We start from the raw sequence: 16,972 nt of genomic DNA, 5'->3' as shown, positions 1-16,972 counted from the left end.
CACTTTGTCCGACGCCGACAGTTTCGCTGGGAGATCATCGCGGATACACGAACTTGAACGAACCTGAGAGACAAACCGAAAGTCCCGAGCCGACGCGCCGATAACATCCATGCAAACACTTACCGCGCGTTCCTGCGAGCGCGTGGACAAATAATGAATTTTGACGGGGTATTGGATGAAAAAGACGGCTTGGACTGCCGTAACGGCGTTGTCATTTCTGCTTGCTGCCTGTGGCGGTGGCGGCGGAGGCGGGGATAGCAGCGCGGCAGCGCAGACCACGGGTGCGACGCAATCGAGCAAGGGCAGCGGCAGTAGCGGTGGTAACTCCACCCAGACGCCGGTCGCCACGCCCACCACCGCCCCCACGAAGGATGCGGCGGCCATCGCGCTGTACTCTCCGGCGGGCGCTGCGGCGGCCCCTGCGGTAGCCACGACAGGCGACATCGTCAACGATTCCTTCGCCTATATCAACGCGCGCCGCGCGGAACTGAATCTCGGAGCGCTCGGGTACGTGTCGGCGGTGGGCGTGGCGGCGGCGAATCACGCGCGCTACATGCAGGCGGCCGGCGCCATCGGCCACTATGAGACGGCGGGGCAACCGTATTTTTCGGGCGTGAAGCCTGCGGACCGCGTCGCGGCGGCCGGCTACACCACGAATTCGACGGGAGAAATCGCGGCGGGCTATGGCGGCGGCTTCCTGAATTCGACCCAGGCGATTGAAGCCCTGTTCGACGCCCCGTTCCATCGCTCGATCTTTTTGTTCGACACGACCAGCGTGGGCATCGGCCAGGTTCCGACGACCGATCCCACCCAATACGCGACCCTGGTTGCCGATTTCGTCGACTACGTCGCGGCGACGCCGGACAACCGGCTGATCGCCTACCCGTACGACGGCCAGACGAACGTGAAGCCCTCGTGGATCGCGAACGAAAGCCCGAACCCGATGGCGCGCGTCCCGCAATACATCATGAAGAGCGTCGGCTATCCGGTGACGCTGAATGCCTCGGGCAACGGCGCGTTTTCGGACGTGCGCTTCGCGATCACCGACGCGTCCGGCAACGCGGTGCCATGCGAGGAATCCGACAATTCCAACAACGATGATTCGACCCGCCTCGCGCTGTGCGTGCCGTACGCGCCGTTGGCGGCCAATTCGAAATACTTCGTGACAGTGACCGGTTCACTGACGAACACCTCGATCACCACGCCCACTGCGTTTTCCGTGAGCTGGTCCTTCACGACCGGCGCGGCGCTCGCGGCGACGACAAAGGCGCAAGGCCGCTCGCGCCTGCCCATGGTGCTCGAATGACCAAGCGGCCGTTTCGGGGGTATCGACTTCATGTGCTTGCCATCATTGATCCGGAGGACGTTGCGGCGAAACAGGCGCGCGGAGCCGTCCGCAGGGGCGGACGCTTTCACCGCGACGCAGGTCACGGGACCGTCGTCGATTGAATATCGGGAATCGCACCGCGGCTATCTGCTGCGCGTGAGCGCCAATCACGCGGGGCGGTATGTGCTGATCGTCGAGGATCCGGTGGGCGGGGAGCCGTGTCCGCTGCGCGATCTGCACGAGCCGGACGGCCGCTTCCCGCATGATGGCTTCGCCGATCTGGCCGCGGCCATTGCCGCCGTGCCGGCCGCGAAGGACGCCATCGACGATGGTCTCAGGCGACAGAAAGCTGCCTGAGCTTCCGTGCCGGCCGATGATTGCAGGAACCGAAACGGATCGGTCGATTTGTTGCTTATTCGACCCGTGTCGGACAAATAGGAGAGAATACCGTCGACGTTCGCTAACCAGGACCGTGCTGAGCAAAGACGCATTTTGCTTTGCGGCATTCGAGAAATCCTAATAGTGGCAATCGACAAACTCTCTCACCCGACCTTGAATCCACCGGCGGCGAAGCCGGAGATCTCAACGCCGAACATCATCGTCCTGTGCGGCACGCTGATCGCGCTGGTCATGATGGGCCTGTGCGCGCTGGTGCTTTATCAGGGCCGGGTCGACGCGCTGGACCGCGCGCGCGACACCTCGCGCAACCTGGCGCTGCTCGCCGAACGCGATATCGAACGTAACTTCGAGCTGTATGAGCTGTCGTTGCAGGCGGTGGTCGAGGGCGTCGAGCGGCCGGAAGTAGCTGCGTTGCCGCCGGCGCTACGCAACGACGTGCTGTTCGACCGCGCCGCGACCGCGCGCGACCTGGGTTCGCTGCTGGTGCTGGATGCGAACGGGACCATCGTCATCGATTCGAGCAGCGTCACGCCGCGCAAGGGCAACTTCGCCGACCGCAGTTACTTCACCGTGCAGCGCGACAACCCCAATGCCGGGCTGTACATCAGCAGCCCGTTCGCATCGCGGCTGCGCGGCGGCGCGCCGAGCATCGCGCTCAGCCGGCGGCTGAAGAATCCCGACGGCTCGTTCGCGGGCATCGCGATGATCACGATCAATCTCGATTATTTCCGGACTCTGTTCGCGGGCCTGTCGCTCGGACGGCATGGCGCCGTTTCGCTCATCAGCAAGGACGGTTTGATGATCATGCGTCAGCCGTTCGACTCGCAGGTGATCGGCCGCGACATTCGCGGCGCCGACACCTTCCGGCGCTTCCGGAACGCACCGGAAGGCAGCTTCAGCGAGACTTCGTCGATCGACGGCACGCGGCGGCTCTACTTCTACCGCAACTTTCCGAAGCTGCCACTCATCATCATGGTCGCCGAAGCGGAGGAAGACATCTATGCGGCGTGGACGCGGCGCGCGATCATCATCGGCTCGTCGATGGGCGCGCTCGCGATCGGCTTCATCACGCTGTCGTTCGTGCTGGCCGCGCAATTCCGGCGGCGGATTCGCGCGGAGTCCGAGCTGCAATTGCTGGCGCGCACGGATGGCCTCACCGGGCTGCACAATCGCCGCACGCTGGGCGAGATCCTGGATCAGGAATGGCGGCGCGCGCGGCGTACCCGGAGTCTGTTCTCGCTGCTGTTCGTCGATATCGATCGCTTCAAGGCCTATAACGACGCCTACGGCCACCAGGCCGGCGACGACGCGCTCGCGGCCGTGGCGCGCTGCATCGGCGAGAACATCCGGCGGCCGCTCGATACGGCGGCGCGCTACGGCGGCGAAGAGTTCGTCGTCGTGCTGCCGGATACACCCGCCGACGGCGCCGCGCGCGTCGCCGAGCAGATTCGCAAGGCGATCAGCGATCTGTCGATCGAGCACGCGGGCAGCGAGTTCGGCCGGGTGACGGCGAGCATCGGGCTCGCGAGCTGGAAGCCGGAACGCGACGACGATGTCAGCGCGCTCATCCGTGCCGCCGACGAAGCGCTCTATGACGCGAAGGCGCGCGGGCGCAATCGCGTGATGCGGGCGAGTCCGGGCTGAGTGTCGGGCTGAACGTCGGGCCGTGATATCAGCAATGCGCGTGATCGAACGTTCGCACGGACGCGAGCGGGTCTAGACTTTGCACCGGGTTGGCGCATCTTCGCGATGCCCGACGCGCACAAAAGGAACAGCAAAGGACGATCGACATGAGGCCGGGGATTGTCTTCAGAGAACCAGCGACGCGCCGGCAAGCGGCGCGCCGGATGCCGCCGCAGCCGTCCGCCGGTCGTCGTGCCGGATGGCTCCAGTCGTGTCGCGACAAAGCCGAGTGGATTGTCGCCATCGCTGCGCTGCTCGTGCGCAAGCGCCCATTTGCCGAACGCGACATCCGATAGCTTGATGGATGTCGAAGGCCATCGGCTCTCACCTGCCGATGTCCCGAGGCACGTCCGTGTTCGTACCTGCTGCACGCATCAGCATGCATCGGGACGTGCGAGGCACGATCGACGACCATCAAAACAAAACGACCAGCGCCATGCCATCAGACAGCAACCCAGACCGCAACACGGAAGTTCAGCCCGACGGCCTGAGCATCATCAGCGATGAAGCCGCGTTTCTTGCATTGAAGAGCGAGTGGGATGCGCTCTGGAGCGCCGTCGAGGGGCAGCATAACCAGGCCTTCGAGGTCTGCCGTCTGTGCTGGACGCGCGTGGCCGGTCCGCGTGGCCGGCGCTTGCATTGCATCGTGGTGCGTGAGCAAGGCGAACTGGTGCTCGTATGGCCGCTCGTCAGCCAGCGCCGCCTGTTGTGGAATGTCATCGAGCCGCTCACGCCGGGCACGGCCGAACATAGCGCGATCCTCGCCCGCAGCGATGCGCGCGCGGCCATCGACGCCGCCTGGCAAGCGGCGACCCGGCAATGTCGCGGCGATGTGTTCGCCTTGCCCTACGTCGGCCGCGACACACGGCTCGACCAGCTCGCGACGCGTCATCCGGGACTCGCCGAAACCACCACCGATGTCTGCGCCACGGCGCTGCTGCGCGCGGAGCCGGACTGGGACGCGTACCGTGATTCGCTCGGCAAGCTCTCGAAGAAGAAGCCAGCCGCGCTCGAACGGCGCCTGATGAAAGAGGGCGCGCTCGAGATCCGCGAGCTCGCCGGCGACGATACCGCCGCCCACGCGCAATGGGTCGACTGGATGCTTGCGCGCAAGCGCGAATGGGCCGAGCGCTCGGGCAAGAACGGACCCTGGCTGTACTCGAAGGAATATCGCAGCTTCCTCGTCGATCTGCTCGACGGCACGCGTGCAACGCCGCTCGGCGTGATGTTCGTGATGACGCTCGACGGCGTGCCGCTGGTCGTCAACATCGTGGGACTGGCCGATACCTCGGCGAGCGGTCTGATCGCCGGTTTCGATCCGGCTTTCTCGCGCTTCTCCCCCGGCGCGATCATGATGGCGCACTGCGTGAAATGGTGCTGGGACCATCGGCTCGATCTCGACTTCGGCGTCGGCAAGGAAGAGTTCAAGGCGTACTGGAGCCGCGGCAACGTCGACTCGACGCGCAGCTATCAGATCGCGATCTCCGGCTGGGGCCGCTTTGCCTTCCACGCGAAACTGCTGTCGAAGAAGCTCAAGGAATGGCGCGCGAATCGCGCGCGTCGCCATGTGGCTACCGTGCCGGCCAGCGGCAACGGCGCTGAACATCCGGCAGCATGAAACAAGCCGCGGCGTGTGAGCGCCGCGGCTTGTATTGAATGTTTCGATGCAGCATGCAAAAAGGGCGGACATGAATCATGTCCGCCCTCGTCATTTCATGCCTTCATTCACGCAGTGGGAAGGAACCACTCCGACCGGCCCGGGCGCAACACGCGCTTGACAGCACGTGCCATCGACCACACCGACTTGTGACGCTCGATCACCAGTCGCGGCTTGAGCATCGGCTTGAAGCCGCAGAGAAAGCGGAACGTGCTGGCATTGGGAATGCCGTCGAAGTCGAAGATCAGATTGCGACGCTGCGCATCCTGAATGGCTTCCCAGATCAGCACGCTGATCGCGCCCGCGTGCGCGCCGGGATCGCGCGATGAGAGCAGGTAGTAGGCAGCGTGGGAATCGAAGGTCACGCCGATCGCGGCAACCAGCTTGCCGTTGGCATCGTAGGCGCCGAGCAGATAGCCCGCGTCGCGCTCGACGAATGCCTCGACGAGCCGGCGCATCAGCTGCGTGCCATAGACGTTCGTGCGGCTGCGTACCGCGAGGTTCGCTTCATAGAACGCGTTGAACTCTTCGGGCGATTCGATGCGCCGCGCCGTCAGAAACTTCTGTCCCGTGCGGATCAGGTTGCGCGTCTTGCCGTTCAGTCCTTTCCACAAGGCTTCGATGTCCCGGTCCGGCGCGAACTGCAAGGTATAGCGCGTGGCGACGGTGAAGCCGTTGAGTCCGAAGGCGAGCGCGTCTTCGATGCGCGGATCGAGGATCTGATAGAAGCTGTCGACCTCGGGAATCTGTGCGATCAGTTCCTCGGTGATGCTGATGCGATCGAGCATCGTGCGGGTCGTATCGCCGGTCGATGGCCTGAACGCCGGGCCGAGCGTGCGCGTGAGCGGCGGCATCTTCGACGTGGTCCACCATCCCTTGCGTTGCAGCGAGTAGGGCATTTCACCCACGACCTCGTTGCCGCGGCGGACGGTGGCCGCTTGCCAGTTGCCGTCGGTCGCGAGGTCGAGCCACCAGGGTTCATGGAAGATTGAGCGGGCGGGAAGCGGGTCGGCCATGACCGTTGCCGGCGCTTCGGCCTGGACCGGCTGCGCGGTCACCTGATCGACGCGTCCTGGCGTGGTTCGAAGATCGCTTTCGAAGTGGAACTTCCTGGATGAAGTCTTGTGTTTCGTCTCGAAGCTTGGGAATTTGCCGGCGAGTGTCGATTCCATACATTCAGGACCATTATCTAGTGTTGTACGGTTCGGAACAGGTCGATACGTCGTGTAGCGCTGTTCAAGGCAACATCGGGATGCGTGGCGAAGCGCTTCAGGCAAGGACACACCTCAATGATGTGCCGGCCGACGCCGATCCCGTGTCGATGCAGTAACTGCCAATGCATGCAAGGTGTTGCCAAATGTTATCTGCTGGTGCATGGATCGATTGTTGTCGAAGCCACACGTGGTAATCGTTCGCTGAAATTGGGGCGGCGTGTGAGCCGATCGGCCCAACGCATCACGAGATCGCGCGCCTGCTTAAAGGCCTGCTTGCTCATGTAGCCCGCTTTTCCCCAACGCGTGGCGAGGACGACGAACGACGCGCTGGCATAGGCCGCCCCCGCGCTCCACGAGGTCTTGTAACGCTGTTCGCCGGGCCCGAAGTCGAAGTCCAATTGACGTTCGAAAGCCCAGCGCACGCACTCATCGACGAGCACCGTTCCCGGCGATAACTTGCGGTGCGCGAGATCGTAGGTATTGGCGACGAGGCTGACCGTATCGCTGTCGATGGCGAGAATGTTCGCGGCAATGGCTTGTCCGTCGAGCGTGAGGACGAACAGGCGAAATCCGGTGTGCGCGCCTGCATCTGTCGTGAGCAACGCGTGCCAGAAGCGCTGGCTCGCTGCGGAGAACGTCCATTGACTGTCGGACGCTTTCTCTTCGGCCCACTTGCGCTTCTGCGCGACAAACCATTCGATCAGCGCAGGCAGGCGCGCATCCGTCGGCTCGATCATGTCGATCGCAAAGGCGCCGTGCTTCGCCAGGCGCCGCTTCAGATACTCGGGCGCATTGCGCTCCCGCGCGGGGCGCGAGCGGCAATATGCCACCCAGTCGCGCTCCTCGCGCAACGCGGCAAACGGCGTGACTTCATCGACTTCGCGACGCATCATCGCGTGCTGCTTCAGGCAGGCGTGCAGCGGTGAACTCTTGCGGATGCGCCACAGCTCGAACACGTCAGCGCGGCTCGTGCGCGCGGCATGTTCCCAGACGGCTCTGACGATGGCATCGGCGTCGGGTTCGGGCGCGACGAGGATATCGCTCGGCGACTGGTTGCGCGGCGCCAGCGGCTGGGCGAAGGTCCAGCAGCGCCGCGTCGACGTGAGCAGCGGCCACACCGCGACGAGTCGTCCGTCACGCCGCGCAACGACGCAATGCAGCGTGCGCGCGGTGCCGGCATGTTCGGCGAGCAGACTGCCGTGACAATATTCGAACGACTGGAAGTAGCGGCCTTGAGCGCGTCGCGACAGATCGATCCATTCGTCGCGCAGCTGCCGAAAGGCTTCGAGGTCGCGGCAGGCCTCGATGCTGAGCGTCCGGTCCGCCGCGCGGGTGAATCCGTCTGGAAGCGTACCGCCGTCATCCGATGTGCTGTTCATGTCTCCGGCCCCTTGAGTGATTCCCCTGCCGGACGCGCAAACGTAGCGTCCCGTGCGGAGTCATTGCACTTCTCGTTGTGCTTCTCTGCTTCGATGCGAGCAGATCGGCGACCAGTTTCACGTGCACGTCTGTACCGGAATATGCGCTGGAGCACATTCCTGACAATATGTAATAAAGCGCCGGAACAGGCCTGCGGCATAGGCGCGCGGTCGGGTCATCGAGCTTGCGAGGGCGGCGGCGATGTGCTTGCCGCGCAAGGAGTTCAGGGATGTGCGACGGCGGGGTGTTTGGGCCCCTTGATGACCGTATCGAGCCAGTCCGGGTCATTTGGCGTTGATCCACTGCTCGCCATGCAGGATCATCTTGCCTCGCTCCGCCCACGTGTTCCTCTTGCTGAGGAACGTATCGCCGTAGCGAGTGGCGGGGCACACGATGCCGGCCCATGCATCGACGACCCAGCAGCCGTGATAGTCCGTCAGTCCGACGTCGTCCAGGGCCTGACGGAGTTTCGCGCCGACCAGCGTGAAGGCACGACGGCCCTCGTAGTCCACCGCATGGATCGATGCCTGCACGCCGGCGCGTCGGAGGAGGCGCGCTGCGGCGCCGCTCATTTCGCCACAATTGCCGCAGCCCCCGATCATCGGAAGGACGAAATCGGGCGGCATGGTGCCCTACACGCATTCCTGCAGCGCGCCGACCATGTTGTTGGCGGTCAAGGCGCGCTGCACGCTGGCCGGATCGTCCGGACGGACCCTGTTGGCCGACTTGAAGCCGACCTTCCTGAACGGGTTGCGGACCACGGCAAACGCCCGGCGCGAATGGATCTCGTCCGGCTCCGCGCCCTCCTGCTCGTGGTCCAGCGGCGCACTCAGGTCCAGGTCGTGACAGACCTCCCGCCCCTCCGGCAGATTCGTCAGGTTCTCCAGGGTCTGCAAGCGCGACTCGAGGGCCTCCGCTTCGACCTGTCAGCCGGGTCGAAGGCGCCGGCGTCCTGCATCAGCGACGGACTCGCCTGTGTCTCGTCCTGTTCCGCAATCGTGGCCAGCGTGCGCTTTGGGAGCGCGGTTCGGAGCCTGACGGGGAAACGATACATGAGGCGTTCCTGTGCGGATGTTCGGAGCCGAGGGGGCGCGGTTAAAGATTCCAGGGAAGCGGGCGTTCCGCTGACTATCGGCAACAGAAATTGACGGCGGCCGCTCCGGCACAGGCTCCACGCCGCCCTCAAGCCGTTCCTCGAACGAATTGCATGCCCGTTGAGCAATCGTTATACTGCGTCGGCGGTCTGGCCTGACCACTCTGATTGGCCTGACCAAAATGGAAACACTCCGGCAGCTGTTCGAAAGCAAGGCTTCGGTCATCGCACCGAGGCGCTCCCAAGGAGGCGTGCTCAAGATGATGTCGTTCCATCCGTCCTTCCCGCATTCGGGCCACGCCTGCCACACCCGCTTTCCCGCCTGCCGCGCATCCCGTCACCGCCGCTGAACATCGGCGCAGTTCGCTCAACAAGAACAGCAGGAGACAACGGTATGTTCCGCACAGGAATGCTGGCCACGGCCGCGCTGGCCGCTTGCATGCTCACTCAGGCCGCGCACGCACAAGTCGCCACCGGCGACACATCGCAGAAAAAGATCGCGCTCTCCAACAGCTTCGCCGGCAATGCGTGGCGCCAGTCCATGCTCAAGAGCTGGAACGCCGTGTCGCAGCAGGCGGTGACGGAGAAGAAGGTCGCCGCCGCGCCCGCCTTCACGACCGCCGAGAATCAGGTCACCGAGCAGGCGCAGCAGGTCCAGAACCTCATCCTGCAGGGCTATAACGCGATCGTCATCGACGCCGTTTCGCCCACCGCGCTCAACGGCACCATCAAGAAGGCCTGCGCGGCGGGCGTGGTGGTCGTGTCGTTCGACGGCATCGTCGACGAGCCCTGCGCGTATCGCGTGAACTTCGACTTCAAGGGCTGGGCCGAGCAGGGCGTCGAGTATCTGGCCGGGCGGCTGAACGGCAAGGGCAACATCCTGGAAGTGCGCGGCGTGGCGGGCATTTCCGTCGATAACCTGATGCACGAAGGCGTCCTCGAAGGGCTCAAGAAGCATCCGGGCATGAAGCTGGTCGGCTCCGTCAATGGCGACTGGACGCAGTCGGTCGCGCAGAAGGCCGTCGCGGGCATCCTGCCGACGCTCCCCCAGGTGGACGGCGTCGCGACCGAAGGCGAGATGTCGTTCGGCATCGCGCAGGCCTTCAAGGCGGCCAACCGTCCCGCGCCGCCGATGATCATCGGCAGCACCTATCCCGAACTCCAGTGGTGGAACGAGCAGACGAAGAGCGGCTACCAGTCGCGTTCGCTGTCGAATCCGCCGGGCGCGGTGAGCTTCGCGTTCTGGGTCGCGCAGCAAGTGCTGGCGGGCAAGAAGCTGCCGAAGGACGTGACCATCAACGTGCCGCTGCTCGCCATCTCGCAGCAGCAACTGCCCGCGACGCTCGCGGCCACGCCGCCGGGCGGCATCGCCGACGTGACCTACACGCTGCCGCAGACGGTCGCGCTGCTCGACAAGAAATAACTGCCCGCAAGGAGTGTGTGGATGAATGACGCGCTGATTCGCTTCGAAGGCATCGGCAAGACGTTCGGCCGGGTGCGCGCGCTGGAAGGCGTGGACTTCGCGTTCGAGCGCGGCGAATGCGTGGGCATCGCCGGACACAACGGCGCAGGCAAGTCGACGCTGATGGCCGTGCTCGCGGGCGTCTATCCGCCGACGCACGGCCGCATCGAGGTGGACGGACAGGCCGCGCCGCACTACGACGCCAACGCGGCGCGCGCGGCGGGCGTGCGCTGCGTGTTCCAGGAACTGTCGCTGTGCGCGAACCTGACGGTGGCCGAGAACATGTGCATCGTGCATCCGCAGTTGCACGGACGCGGCTGGCGGCGCCGCGCGACGGCGCTGATGCGCGAGACGCTGGAAGCCATCTTTCCGGGCAATGGCCTGAAGGGCAACGAGCTCGTCTCCGACCTGACGCTCACGCAGCAGCAGATGGTGGAGATCGCGCGCGGTTTCACGGTGACGGATACGCCGGTGCGGCTCGTGATTCTCGACGAACCCACGTCCTCGCTCGACGCCCACACCGCCGACCAGCTGCTCGCCTTCGTGCGCCAGGCGGCGGAGCGCGGCATCACGTGCGTGCTGATCACGCACATGCTGGGCGAGATCGAACGCGTGGCCGACCGGGTCGTGGTGATGCGCGACGGCGGCATCGTCAGCGTGTTGCCGCGCGAGGCGACGAGCCGTGCGTCGATCATCCAGGCGATGGGTCAGCATCTCGAAGCCGAACGCACGCCCGCCGCGCAACGCGCGCGTGCCGTGCGTGAGGCCGGGCCGCAGTTCCACTGGAAGGTCGGCGCGCGCAGGCACACGGCGATCGAGGCGGCGCGTGGCGAGATCGTCGGCTTCGCGGGGCTGGCGGGGCAGGGGCAGACCGAGGCGCTGCTGTCCATCTACACGGCCGCGACGGGTCATGGCGCGGCGCGCGCAAAAGTCGCGTTCGTCGCGGGCGACCGTGGCCGCGACGGCGTGTTCCCGGTCTGGTCGATTGCCGGCAATCTCGACCTGCGCTGGCTGCTCGGCGGCGCGCGCAGGAAACGCGGTTTGATCGACTTCGCGGCGGCGCGCGCGGTGGTGGAGGCATGGCGCACGAAGATCGGCATACGCGGCGCGTCGATGAGCGCGGGCATCCTGTCGCTATCGGGCGGCAACCAGCAGAAGGTGCTGTTCGCGCGCGCGCTCGCCTCGGACGCCGATCTCATCCTGATGGACGATCCCACGCGCGGCGTCGATGTCGGCACCAAGCGCGACATCTATCAACTCGTGCACGACGAAGCCGCGAAGGGCCGCACCTTCGTCTGGTACACGACCGAGAACGAAGAGCTGTCGCATTGCGACCGTACCTATGTGTTCCGCTCGTCGGCGGTCACACGGATCCTGCACGCCGACGAATGCACGGAAGAAGCGCTGCTCGCCGCCAGTTTCCAGGAGCACGCCGCATGAGTCTCGCCATTGCTCAAGGGCGTTTGCGCGCTGCGTTGCCCGCCATTTCACTGATCGCCGTGCTGGTGCCGATCCTCGTCATGCAGCCCGCGGTGATGAGCTACTTCGGCTCGAACCTGCTGTTGAATCTCGCGGTGCCCATCGTGCTTGCGACGCTCGCGCAACTCGCGATCATCACCGTGAACGATCTCGATCTCTCGATCGGTCCGTTCGTGAGCCTGGTCGCCTGCATCGGCGCGACGCTGCTCGTGAAGCAGCCGTGGCTCGGCGTGCTGGCGCTGGCCGGCTGCGTGCTCGCGTATGCCGCCGTCGGCGCGCTGATCGAACTGCGGCAGATCCCGTCGATCGTCGTCACGCTCGGGCTTTCGTTCGTGTGGAGCGGTCTTGCCATCGTGCTGCTGCCGTCGCCGGGCGGCACGAGTCCCGCGTGGCTCGGCACGGCCATGAGCTATCAGACGCCGTGGATCGCCGCGCCCATCGTCTGGTCCGTGCTGATCGCGGCCATCGGCCATCTGCTGCTGATGCGCACCTCCGCGGGCGTGCGGATTCGCGGCGCGGGCGGCAATCCGCGCGCGATGCGCCGCTTCGGCTGGTCGCTGGTGCGCAGCAAGGCGACGCTGTACGGCGTGGCGGGCTGCTTCGGCGTGCTGTCAGGGTTGTCGCTGCTCGGCCTCACCACGTCCGCCGACGCCAATCTCGCCCTGCGCTACACGCTGCTCTCGATCGCGGCGGTGATCCTCGGCGGCGGCGAGTTCGTCGGCGGACGCGTGAGCGTGATCGGCGCGGTGCTCGGCGCGATCACGCTGACCCTGGCCGCGTCGTTCCTCGCCTTCCTCAACATCTCGGCGGACTGGCAGGTCGGCATGCAGGGCGCGATCCTGATCGTCGTGCTGTCGCTGCGCGTGCTGCTGCAACGAGGAGAACGCCGATGAATCCGCAATCCTCCAGCGACGCCGTCGCCACCTCCGCGCAAAGCGGCTGGGCGCGGCTGCGCAACATCCAGGCGCCCTGGGCGTGGTCGTTCGTGGGCGCGGTGCTGGTGTGGATCGCCATCGCCGGGATCTTCGGGCTGGGCATTGCGGGCAATGTCGCGCAGACGGCGCTCACCTACGGCGTGTTCATGGTGCTGGTCGGGCTCGGGCAGATGCTCGTCATCACCTCGGGCGTCGGCAACATCGACCTGTCCGTGCCTTCGACCATCGCGCTCGCGGGCGTGGTCGGCATGCACGCGATGCACGCCGACAACGCCCAGATCGCCACCGGCGTCGCGGCCGCGCTCGGCGTGGGCGTCGTGGTGGGCATCGCCAACTATGCGTTGATCCGCCTGCTGCGCATTCCGCCGATCATCGCGACGCTGTCTTCGAGCTTCATCATCCAGTCGGTCGCGATCACGCAGGGCCGCCAGCTCCCGCCGCCGCCGCCCGCGCTCGGGGCGTTCGCGACGGGCCGTCTGCTCGACGTGCCCTATATCGCGCTCGTGGCGCTGGCGTTGTCTCTCGCGCTCGCCGTGCTGCTGCATCGCGCGGTGTACGGGCGCCGGCTTTCGGCCATCGGCCAGAACGCGCGCGCCGCGTGGCTCGCCGGCGTGAACGTGCATCGCACGCGCTGCCTCGCCTACGTGCTGTCGTCGATGATCGCGGCGCTCGCGGCGCTGCTGCTCGCGGCGGTGTCGGGCGGCGCGTCGCTCGACATGGGCGTCGAGTACATGCTGATCTCGATCGCCGTGGTCGTGATCGGCGGCACGCTCGTGACCGGCGGCAAGGCCAGCATCGCGGGCGTGTGGGGCGCGTCGATGTTCCTGTTCCTGACCAACGCCGTGCTCAACGCGGTGGGCGCGGACGCGGGCGTGCGCTCGATCGTCTATGGCGTGCTCATCATCGCGGTGACGGTCGCGGCGGGCGGCAAGGCGCTGCGCTGAACCGCGCAACTTGAAAAAACCCAACTGGACGAGGAGACATGAAAGCCAGCGATATCGAAGTCCATGACCCGCGCTTCAGACTGCTGCTGCAGCCGAACGCCTTCCTGAGCAAGCTGACGGACCAGTGTCTGTGGGCCGAAGGCCCGGTGTATTTCCCGGCTTCGGACCTGCTCATCTGGAGCGACATCCCGAACAACCGCATGCTGCGCTGGGCGCCCGGCATGGGCGTGGGCGTGCATCGCGCGCCGTCGAACTACAGCAACGGCAACACGCGCGACCGCGAAGGACGGCTCGTCAGTTGCGAGCACGGCGCAAGGCGCGTCACACGCACTGAGCACGACGGCAGCGTGACCGTGCTGGCCGACAAGTTCGAAGGCAAGCGGCTCAATTCGCCCAATGACGTGATCGTCGATTCGCGCGGCGAAATCTGGTTCACGGATCCCGACTACGGCATTCTCAGCGACTATGAAGGCTATCGCGCGGACAGCGAGATCGGGCGCTGCAACGTGTATCGCGTGACGGAGAACGGGCAGGTGCGGATTGCCTGCGACGACTTCGTGAAGCCCAACGGCCTCGCGTTCTCGCCCGACGAGACGAAGCTGTATGTGGCGGACTCCGGTGCCTCGCACGACGACGCCGCGCCCCGTCATATCCGCGTATTCGACGTCGCAGCGGACGGCGCGTTGCGCAACGGCCGCGTGTTCATCGAGATGCAGAGCGGCGTGCCCGACGGCATGCGCCTCGACGAACACGGCAACGTCTGGACCAGCGCCGATGACGGCGTGCACTGCTACGCCCCCGACGGCACGCTGCTCGGCAAGATCCTGATCCCCGAAGTGGTGGCGAATCTCACCTTCGGCGGATTCAACCGCAACCGGCTGTTCATTGCCGCGACCTCGTCCATCTACTCGCTGCACGTGGGCGTGCGAGGCGCGGGCCGCTGAGCGGCAAGCACAACCACAGGAGACTCAGCATGCATCTGCATCGACTGGCCGCGGGCCTGCTCATGACGGCACTGTCGGCATCCGCGTTCGCGCAGGTTGCCAGCGGCGACACCTCGGCGATGAAGATCGCCCTGTCCAACAACTATGCCGGCAACAGCTGGCGCCAGCAGATGCTCAAGAGCTGGTCCAATGTCGCCGATCCGGCGGTCAAGCAGAAGGTGGTCGCGGCGGCGCCGAGCTTCACCACCGCCGAGAGCCAGGCCACCGAACAGGTGCAGCAGATCCAGAACCTGATCCTGCAGGGCTACAAGGCCATCGCGGTGGACGCGGTCTCGCCGACGGCGCTCAACGGCGTCATCAAGCAGGCGTGCGGCGCGGGCGTGACCATCGTGTCGTTCGACGGCATCGCGACCGAACCGTGTGCGTATCGCATCGCCGTGGACTTCCAGGGCATGGGGCGCATGCAGGTCGATTACCTCGCCAAACGCCTCAACGGCAAGGGCAACCTGCTGGAGATCCGCGGGCTGGCCGGGGTGTCGGTGGATGACGAGATCCATCAGGGCATCGTCGACGAGCTGAAGAAGTACCCGGACATGAAGATCGTCGGGTCGGTGCATGGCGACTGGACGCAAACGGTCGCGCAGAAGCAGGTGGCGGGCATCCTGCCGACACTGCCAAAGATCGACGCGGTCGTCACGCAGGGCGGCGACGGCTTCGGCGCGGCGCAGGCGCTCAAGGCGGCCGGCCGTCCGACGCCGATCATCATCCTCGGCAACCGGCAGGAAGAACTCGCGTGGTGGGCCGAGCAGAAGAAGAGCGGCTATCAGACGATGTCGGTGACCATTCCGCCGGGGGCGTCGTCGTTTGCGTTCTGGGTCACGCAGCAGATTCTCGCCGGCAAGAAAGTGCCGCACGACATCCGCATGCCGGTGCTCGAAGTCAAGCCTGACGAGCTCGATGCCGTGCTCGCGAAGACGCCGGCCGGCGCGCTCGCGAACAAGGAATACACGCGCGAGGAGGTGGTCGCGGTGGTGGACGGCAAGAAGTAGTCCGCCGCGTGCGGTTCGATGTGCGTGACGAAGGAACGTGACGTAACGTAACGTCGGGCACTTCGGGGGCGGCTAAAACCCGCTCCCGCTTGACCAGACGGCCTCAGCGCAGGTTGGCACGGGCTCTGCATGGTGAAAGGCGGCGCTTCATGTGCCGAAAAAAAACCATACGCTGAGACCAACCCAACATGACTGCCGAACTCACTTTCGCCGATACCGCCGCGCGCCCGAGCCAGATCGACGCGCGTTACGCGTTGCGCCATCCGCTGCAGATGGCGCTTTGTCTGCGCGGGCTGGTGGCCCGCCGGGACTTTCTGGTGGCCGGGTTCGAAGGCGGCCAGATTGTCACGCAACTCCTCGATGTCGATTCCCGCAGGGCCCGCTTCGTGTTCGACTACGGCGGCGCGCGCAGCGACAACGCCGCGCTCGCCGCTGCCGACAGCCTCACGTTTCGCAGCCATCCGGGCGGCATCCGCACGGAGTTCGACACGGGCCGCGCGACGCCGGTGAGCTTCGAGGGCCGCCCGGCCTTCGAAGCCGCATTTCCCGCACTGCTGTATTTCGTCCAGCGGCGCGAGTTTCATCGCGTGGAGACGCCGGTGGGCGAACCGTTCGTCGCGAGCGGCATCGATGCGGAAGGCGATCCGTTCGATCTCGACCTGCAGGACATGTCGCTCGGCGGCATTGCGTTGCGGACCTCCGACGCACGCTTTGCAACGCTGCCGCGCGGGACTGTCTGGAACGACGTCACGCTGCAAATGGGCGCGTTCAGCCTGGTGACGGTCAATCTCGAAATCGTCGCGCCGCGTCAGAGCATCACGCCTTCCGGCCAAACGCGCACCGTGCTCGGCTGCCGGTTCATCGAACTCTCTGGTCGCGCGGAACGCACGTTGCAGCGGGTCATTACGCAACTCGAAAGCCGCAATCTGCGCACGGCAGGGCGTTGATCCGCCTGTGCGCCGCTGGCTTCGTGGGGACGAGCCACGGTGCATTCAAGTTTTATACGAGCGCTGCAAGCCGTCGGCTTGCGGCCCTTTTCTGCGTTCCGACTTCTTCTCCCACTTGGCCGATTTGAAATGACATGCGGCTGAAAATCTGCTGGATTAATACCGTTCTTTACCGTGTATTACCAAAGTGACGCAATGGTGATTTTCTGGATCCGCAATAACACCCCTGTCACGGCTATTTTCAATATTTGGGATGAAGGTCGCGTTCCGAAGCAATTCTCCGAAGTTATCCCGCTATAAATTAATATCATTAACGGCGGCGAAGATTGGCATCGTAGACTGCGCAACGCGGGCCGGGGGTGATCGCGTCATTTTCCAGCTGTCTCGAATGAATTTCCAAAAGAAATGAATCAGCCGCGC

At 65.2% G+C, this 16,972-nt stretch carries 15 protein-coding genes; 11 read left to right on the top strand and 4 right to left on the bottom strand.

Annotated features, from left to right (window positions below; translation table 11 throughout):
• Nucleotides 1-175 precede the first annotated feature (175 nt).
• From QCE62_RS19950 to QCE62_RS19935, 4 genes are all read left to right on the top strand, one after another.
• Nucleotides 176-1,306 carry a CAP domain-containing protein gene (locus QCE62_RS19950; protein WP_309922175.1) on the top strand — a complete coding sequence of 377 codons (1,131 nt, stop codon included), beginning with the start codon at nt 176-178 and terminating at the stop codon, nt 1,304-1,306.
• 60 nt (nt 1,307-1,366) lie between these two features.
• Nucleotides 1,367-1,684, top strand: coding sequence for a hypothetical protein (locus QCE62_RS19945; protein WP_309922172.1), 318 nt, complete (start codon nt 1,367-1,369; stop codon nt 1,682-1,684).
• Nucleotides 1,685-1,849: 165 nt separating this feature from the next.
• Entirely contained in the window at nt 1,850-3,370 is a 1,521-nt protein-coding gene (locus QCE62_RS19940; RefSeq protein WP_409017879.1) for a diguanylate cyclase, read from the top strand.
• A 475-nt stretch (nt 3,371-3,845) separates the two neighbouring features.
• Nucleotides 3,846-5,027 carry a GNAT family N-acetyltransferase gene (locus QCE62_RS19935; protein ID WP_309922169.1) on the top strand — a complete coding sequence of 394 codons (1,182 nt, stop codon included), beginning with the start codon at nt 3,846-3,848 and terminating at the stop codon, nt 5,025-5,027.
• 107 nt (nt 5,028-5,134) lie between these two features.
• On the opposite strand, the gene QCE62_RS19930 is transcribed toward QCE62_RS19935, so the two are convergent.
• The 4 genes from QCE62_RS19930 to QCE62_RS19915 all read right to left on the bottom strand — a co-directional run bounded on the left by QCE62_RS19930 (nt 5,135) and on the right by QCE62_RS19915 (nt 8,595).
• Nucleotides 5,135-6,238: a GNAT family N-acetyltransferase gene (locus QCE62_RS19930; protein ID WP_309922166.1), complete on the bottom strand. Its 1,104-nt coding sequence runs from the start codon at nt 6,236-6,238 to the stop codon at nt 5,135-5,137.
• Between the two features lie 188 nt (nt 6,239-6,426).
• A complete protein-coding gene (locus tag QCE62_RS19925) occupies nt 6,427-7,659 on the bottom strand; it encodes a GNAT family N-acetyltransferase (protein WP_309922163.1) in 1,233 nt (410 codons plus the stop codon).
• Between the two features lie 324 nt (nt 7,660-7,983).
• Nucleotides 7,984-8,271 carry a hypothetical protein gene (locus QCE62_RS19920; protein ID WP_309922160.1) on the bottom strand — a complete coding sequence of 96 codons (288 nt, stop codon included), beginning with the start codon at nt 8,269-8,271 and terminating at the stop codon, nt 7,984-7,986.
• Nucleotides 8,272-8,331: 60 nt separating this feature from the next.
• Nucleotides 8,332-8,595, bottom strand: a complete 264-nt coding sequence (locus QCE62_RS19915) for a hypothetical protein (protein WP_309922159.1) — start codon at nt 8,593-8,595, stop codon at nt 8,332-8,334.
• Between the two features lie 591 nt (nt 8,596-9,186).
• Here QCE62_RS19915 and QCE62_RS19910 point away from each other — a divergent pair.
• From QCE62_RS19910 to QCE62_RS19880, 7 genes are all read left to right on the top strand, one after another.
• Nucleotides 9,187-10,215, top strand: a complete 1,029-nt coding sequence (locus QCE62_RS19910) for an ABC transporter substrate-binding protein (protein WP_309922156.1) — start codon at nt 9,187-9,189, stop codon at nt 10,213-10,215.
• A gap of 21 nt (nt 10,216-10,236) precedes the next feature.
• The gene (locus tag QCE62_RS19905) at nt 10,237-11,694 is read left to right on the top strand and encodes a sugar ABC transporter ATP-binding protein (RefSeq protein ID WP_309922153.1); all 1,458 of its coding nucleotides are present in this window, start codon (nt 10,237-10,239) and stop codon (nt 11,692-11,694) included.
• Nucleotides 11,691-12,626 carry an ABC transporter permease gene (locus QCE62_RS19900; protein ID WP_309922150.1) on the top strand — a complete coding sequence of 312 codons (936 nt, stop codon included), beginning with the start codon at nt 11,691-11,693 and terminating at the stop codon, nt 12,624-12,626. The genes QCE62_RS19905 and QCE62_RS19900 overlap by 4 nt, the downstream gene beginning before the upstream one ends.
• Nucleotides 12,623-13,612, top strand: a complete 990-nt coding sequence (locus tag QCE62_RS19895; protein ID WP_309922148.1) for an ABC transporter permease — start codon at nt 12,623-12,625, stop codon at nt 13,610-13,612. The genes QCE62_RS19900 and QCE62_RS19895 overlap by 4 nt, the downstream gene beginning before the upstream one ends.
• 38 nt (nt 13,613-13,650) lie before the next feature.
• Nucleotides 13,651-14,556, top strand: coding sequence for an SMP-30/gluconolactonase/LRE family protein (locus QCE62_RS19890; protein WP_309922146.1), 906 nt, complete (start codon nt 13,651-13,653; stop codon nt 14,554-14,556).
• Between the two features lie 29 nt (nt 14,557-14,585).
• Nucleotides 14,586-15,605, top strand: coding sequence for an ABC transporter substrate-binding protein (locus QCE62_RS19885; protein ID WP_309922143.1), 1,020 nt, complete (start codon nt 14,586-14,588; stop codon nt 15,603-15,605).
• A 188-nt stretch (nt 15,606-15,793) separates the two neighbouring features.
• Entirely contained in the window at nt 15,794-16,552 is a 759-nt protein-coding gene (locus QCE62_RS19880; RefSeq protein ID WP_309922141.1) for a flagellar brake protein, read from the top strand.
• Nucleotides 16,553-16,972: the final 420 nt, after the last annotated feature.

The sequence above is a fragment of the Caballeronia sp. LZ033 genome (assembly GCF_031451265.1).
Taxonomy (GTDB): Bacteria; Pseudomonadota; Gammaproteobacteria; order Burkholderiales; family Burkholderiaceae; genus Caballeronia.
The sequence above is the reverse complement of the archived record's forward strand: the minus strand, read 5'-3'. Positions and strand labels throughout refer to the sequence as shown.

Excerpts from the sequence above, each read along its gene's own strand:
- QCE62_RS19885 (WP_309922143.1), top strand. The coding sequence starts at position 14,586 with ATGCATCTGCATCGACTGGCCGCGGGCCTGCTCATGACGGCACTGTCG.
- QCE62_RS19890 (WP_309922146.1), top strand. The coding sequence starts at position 13,651 with ATGAAAGCCAGCGATATCGAAGTCCATGACCCGCGCTTCAGACTGCTG.
- QCE62_RS19925 (WP_309922163.1), bottom strand. The coding sequence starts at position 7,659 with ATGAACAGCACATCGGATGACGGCGGTACGCTTCCAGACGGATTCACC.
- QCE62_RS19895 (WP_309922148.1), top strand. The coding sequence starts at position 12,623 with ATGAATCCGCAATCCTCCAGCGACGCCGTCGCCACCTCCGCGCAAAGC.
- QCE62_RS19920 (WP_309922160.1), bottom strand. The coding sequence starts at position 8,271 with ATGAGCGGCGCCGCAGCGCGCCTCCTCCGACGCGCCGGCGTGCAGGCA.
- QCE62_RS19930 (WP_309922166.1), bottom strand. The coding sequence starts at position 6,238 with ATGGAATCGACACTCGCCGGCAAATTCCCAAGCTTCGAGACGAAACAC.
- QCE62_RS19910 (WP_309922156.1), top strand. The coding sequence starts at position 9,187 with ATGTTCCGCACAGGAATGCTGGCCACGGCCGCGCTGGCCGCTTGCATG.
- QCE62_RS19950 (WP_309922175.1), top strand. The coding sequence starts at position 176 with ATGAAAAAGACGGCTTGGACTGCCGTAACGGCGTTGTCATTTCTGCTT.
- QCE62_RS19905 (WP_309922153.1), top strand. The coding sequence starts at position 10,237 with ATGAATGACGCGCTGATTCGCTTCGAAGGCATCGGCAAGACGTTCGGC.
- QCE62_RS19935 (WP_309922169.1), top strand. The coding sequence starts at position 3,846 with ATGCCATCAGACAGCAACCCAGACCGCAACACGGAAGTTCAGCCCGAC.
- QCE62_RS19900 (WP_309922150.1), top strand. The coding sequence starts at position 11,691 with ATGAGTCTCGCCATTGCTCAAGGGCGTTTGCGCGCTGCGTTGCCCGCC.
- QCE62_RS19880 (WP_309922141.1), top strand. The coding sequence starts at position 15,794 with ATGACTGCCGAACTCACTTTCGCCGATACCGCCGCGCGCCCGAGCCAG.